This is a genomic window from Pseudomonas sp. GP01-A4 (assembly GCF_058780865.1).
Genome location: NZ_JBYSWF010000142.1, coordinates 1 through 3,414, shown reverse-complemented (window position 1 = coordinate 3,414; position 3,414 = coordinate 1). Strand labels below are relative to the sequence as shown.

The 3,414-nt window shown below is 59.3% G+C and carries 6 protein-coding genes; 3 read left to right on the top strand and 3 right to left on the bottom strand.

Annotated features, from left to right (window positions below; translation table 11 throughout):
- Positions 1-108: 108 nt before the first annotated feature.
- Positions 109-789: a class I SAM-dependent methyltransferase gene (locus AC3WKX_RS34150; protein ID WP_008435364.1), complete on the bottom strand. Its 681-nt coding sequence runs from the start codon at positions 787-789 to the stop codon at positions 109-111.
- 120 nt (positions 790-909) lie between these two features.
- Between AC3WKX_RS34150 and AC3WKX_RS34145 the strand changes: the two genes are divergently transcribed.
- From AC3WKX_RS34145 to AC3WKX_RS34135, 3 genes are all read left to right on the top strand, one after another.
- The gene (locus AC3WKX_RS34145; RefSeq protein WP_173883052.1) at positions 910-1,437 is read left to right on the top strand and encodes a GNAT family N-acetyltransferase; all 528 of its coding nucleotides are present in this window, start codon (positions 910-912) and stop codon (positions 1,435-1,437) included.
- Between the two features lie 75 nt (positions 1,438-1,512).
- Positions 1,513-2,058, top strand: coding sequence for a hypothetical protein (locus tag AC3WKX_RS34140; protein WP_017475120.1), 546 nt, complete (start codon positions 1,513-1,515; stop codon positions 2,056-2,058).
- A complete protein-coding gene (locus AC3WKX_RS34135) occupies positions 2,051-2,263 on the top strand; it encodes a hypothetical protein (RefSeq protein WP_102606134.1) in 213 nt (70 codons plus the stop codon). The genes AC3WKX_RS34140 and AC3WKX_RS34135 overlap by 8 nt, the downstream gene beginning before the upstream one ends.
- A gap of 10 nt (positions 2,264-2,273) precedes the next feature.
- Here the strand turns inward: AC3WKX_RS34135 and AC3WKX_RS34130 are convergent, their stop codons facing one another.
- The gene (locus AC3WKX_RS34130) at positions 2,274-2,699 is read right to left on the bottom strand and encodes a GNAT family N-acetyltransferase (protein WP_102606135.1); all 426 of its coding nucleotides are present in this window, start codon (positions 2,697-2,699) and stop codon (positions 2,274-2,276) included.
- Positions 2,696-3,187 (bottom strand): GNAT family N-acetyltransferase, encoded by a 492-nt coding sequence (locus AC3WKX_RS34125; protein WP_102606136.1) that lies wholly within the window; start codon positions 3,185-3,187, stop codon positions 2,696-2,698. Before AC3WKX_RS34125 ends, AC3WKX_RS34130 begins: the two co-directional genes overlap by 4 nt.
- Positions 3,188-3,414 lie beyond the last annotated feature (227 nt).

Sequence of the window (3,414 nt, the reverse complement as noted above, 5' to 3'; positions counted from 1 at the left end):
CTCCAGCTCCTCCGGTTCGAGTTCCAGTTCCAGCAGCAGCTCATCGGGTGGTGGTGGTTCCAGTGGTGGGGGTGGGGCGTCGGGGAGTTGGTAAGCCTCCCCCGGAAGCTAGGCGGGCTTGTAGGCAATCCAGCCCTTGAAGCTGAAGCCCGCGTAGAACAGTTCCACACCTTCGAAGCCTGCCTCCCGTAGCAGCGCTTCATCGTCGTTGGGTGACAACACCGGCAAGTGGCTGCTGATGGCGGCAATCGCCCGCTGGGCATCTTCAGCCGGTACGCCGGAATCCACGGCATAGGCTGCATAACGCTTCAGCCAGCGCGCTTTTTCCTCTGGCGAGGATTGGGGGAAGCTGTGATGCGCCGCAATCAAAGGCGCGCCCGGCGACAAGCGCCGCCACAGCTCTTTCAAGGTTTGCAGACGCTCTTCGGCCGGGATGAAGTGCAAGGTCAGCAAGGACGTGGCGGCATCGAACGGCCCCTCGGGCGCGGTATCGATATAGCCTTCATGCAACTGCACCCGGGCCATCAGCGGACCCAAGGTGGCCTCGGCCAGCTTCAGCATCTCGGCAGACGGGTCCACCCCCACAAACTGCCACTCGGGCTGGCTGTCGGCAAACTTCTTCAACTCCAGGCCGCCGCCTGCACCGAGTACCAATACCTTGCCGGTGGCTGGTACGCTTTCGCGCAGCAGCAGCGTGCTCATGCGCTGCAAGGACTCGAAACCCGGCACCAGCCTCACCGGGCCTTCGGCGTAGCGGGCGACAGCGTCGGGATCTGAAAACCAGGTCATTGCTGGCTCCTGTTGGCGGGGGAAGCGACAACCCTACTGGGGCAAATTCAGGCTGGCAATTGAAGAGATGTGCAGTTGTGTTAAAACGTTGCCTTTGCTGATTTTGAGAGTACCCCTCGAATGCTTCCCGACATGCTTATCCGCGATGCACGGCCTGAAGACGCGTTATGCGTTGGTGTGCTGGGCATGCAGGTTTTTCTCGATACTTACGCCACCGAAGGCATTCGCGACTCAATCGCCGCCGAGGCGCTGCAAGCGTTTTCGCCCCAGACGATTTCCGCGCTGATCGCCCAGCCGGGCACGGCCATCATCGTCGCTGAAGCCAACGGGCATCTGGTGGGGTTTGCCCAGGTTGCGATGGACACCGGCCATGCGCTGATCTCAACCCCGAAGGCGGCGGAGTTGCAGCGGCTCTACATCCAGGAACGGTTTACCGGACTCGGACTCGGCTACCGTTTGCTGCAAGCGGCTGAACAGCGTGCAGGGCAGGGTGGCGCTTCTTTGTTGTGGGCGACTGTGTGGGTCGGCAACGAGCGGGCGCTGGGTTTTTATCCGCGTCGTGGTTATGAGTTGCTGGGAGCGCCGACCTACACGTTTCAGAATGAGAGCCATGAAAATCGGCTGTTTGGTAAAAGACTTCAGTCTTAACGCGTGAGCAATTGCACTTAAGAAAATCGAAATAATGTCGATATGATGTCATCGCTCATAAGGACCGTTTATCCGATGAAAGTGTTAAAGCTCGCCGTTGCCTGTGTATTCCCGCTGCTCGGCGCCTGTTCCGACTACCACTACAAGAACTACCAAGGCGATTGGGCCCCGGAAAAAATGCAACCGGTCGACCTCTCCGACAACCACCCGAATGCAGCGCTGGTGTACTTCGAAACGTTCCGGGTACGTGAACTGGGCGTGCCGTTTCACCGCTTGGTGTTGGCCACGGAAGTAGACGGCGTTGCGCTCCCGGGCGCCGGTCGACGTTCAATCCTTGATGTGTCCGGTGAACAGGCGCTCAAGTTGGCTCCGGGCAAGCATTCATTGCGCTGGTGCAACGTGTCGATGAACGCCTTGGGCACCGGCGGCGCCTTCTGCAACAAAGGCGCCGATGATGTGGTGTTTGCCGGGGGCCAGCGGTATGTCGTGACCTTCCGCATGACCGCCAGCACCAAGGGCTACCCGGGTGCCTACAGCGTGGAGTACCGCACGTACTCGACGATCAAGAACCTGGATACTCAGGAAGTCATTTTTCCGTTGGAAGGACAGGGTGATGGCTGAGCGCCTCGCACTGGAGAAGTTGGCTTATCTGGAGTTCCTGCGCCTTCTTGAGGCGAGTCATTTTGAATCGCAGCGCACCGGCCAAGCGTTCTACAACCACTTCGATTTGCACCGGCTTTCGGATCAACAAGCGCTAGCTGGGTTGTATGCGGCGGATGGGCGTCAGGCGATAAAGCTGATTGAGTGTATGTTCGACATCGAGTGAAGTAAGTTCCTCAGAGCATTTTGCTCAGGAACACCCGGCTGCTGCCTTCCGGGTCGCACGGGATTTCACCAAACCGCACCCAGCCATTCTTCTCGTAAAACTCCGGGGCCTGGAAACTGAGGGTGTACAGCATCGCCGAGCGGCACCCTCGGTGACGGGCTTCGTTTTCGAACGCCTTCAGCAACGATGTACCCAGGCCTGAACCACGCAGCGCATCGGGCAAATGGAACAGGTCGAGGAACGCCATCCCGAGGCTGGTTTTGCCGGTGATGCCGCCGAGGGTTTCACCGGTGTCGGGATCCTTGATCAGCACCGTCAACGGACGTCGGTCATTGGAGCCGGTGATGTGTTCGTTTAAGGCGGCGAGTCCCTTGCCGAGAAGCTGCTCGGCTTCGGCGTCTGGCTGGTCGCCGACCTCAATCAGATGCGGCTTCATAGATCCATCACCATCTCATGCCACGCCATCCCGCCGTGGTCCGACGCCGACGGCTGCACATAGCGATAGCCCATGCGCTTATACAGCTCCACATGGCGGTCCTTGCACATCAGGTGAATGGTCTTCTTGCCCATCGCCTGCATGCGCTGCACGAACTCCGTCATCAAGCGCGTGGAGTAGCCCTTGCCTTGCTGGCCGGGATCCACCACCACCGACATGATCACCACATTCGGCGCATCGGCTGAATGCCCGACCAACTCCTTGAAGGCCTCATCCGACATCACCACTTCATCGGCGCAACCGCAGTTGATGAAACCGACCACAACACCATCCGCCTCCAGAATCAGAAAGCCTTGCGGGTACAGCGCAATGCGCGTGGCGATCTTTTCCAGGGTCGCGGCTTCGTCGCCTTCGTAGGCGGTGATTTCGATTTCGTAGCAACGGTTGGCGTCGGCGGGGTTGGCGTTACGGAAGGTGAGGGCGGGCATTGGGTTACCGGAGAAGTTGAACGACGGCCCCCATGATAAAGAAAGAACACCCCGACAGCACCGCCGAACACAAAACCCACTCACACCACCGACCCCCTGTGGGAGCCGTCGAGCTTTAGCGAGGCCGCGATGGCGGCCTTCCTGGCACCACCAATATTCGCCAAGCCGGATAACTGGAAAACCCGCAAATGCGGGTTTTCTCGTAACTGAGCCAGGCTCTATTAAAC

Coding starts and splice junctions, on each gene's coding strand:
- AC3WKX_RS34150 (WP_008435364.1), bottom strand. CDS start 789: ATGACCTGGTTTTCAGATCCCGACGCTGTCGCCCGCTACGCCGAAGGC.
- AC3WKX_RS34145 (WP_173883052.1), top strand. CDS start 910: ATGCTTCCCGACATGCTTATCCGCGATGCACGGCCTGAAGACGCGTTA.
- AC3WKX_RS34140 (WP_017475120.1), top strand. CDS start 1,513: ATGAAAGTGTTAAAGCTCGCCGTTGCCTGTGTATTCCCGCTGCTCGGC.
- AC3WKX_RS34135 (WP_102606134.1), top strand. CDS start 2,051: ATGGCTGAGCGCCTCGCACTGGAGAAGTTGGCTTATCTGGAGTTCCTG.
- AC3WKX_RS34130 (WP_102606135.1), bottom strand. CDS start 2,699: ATGAAGCCGCATCTGATTGAGGTCGGCGACCAGCCAGACGCCGAAGCC.
- AC3WKX_RS34125 (WP_102606136.1), bottom strand. CDS start 3,187: ATGCCCGCCCTCACCTTCCGTAACGCCAACCCCGCCGACGCCAACCGT.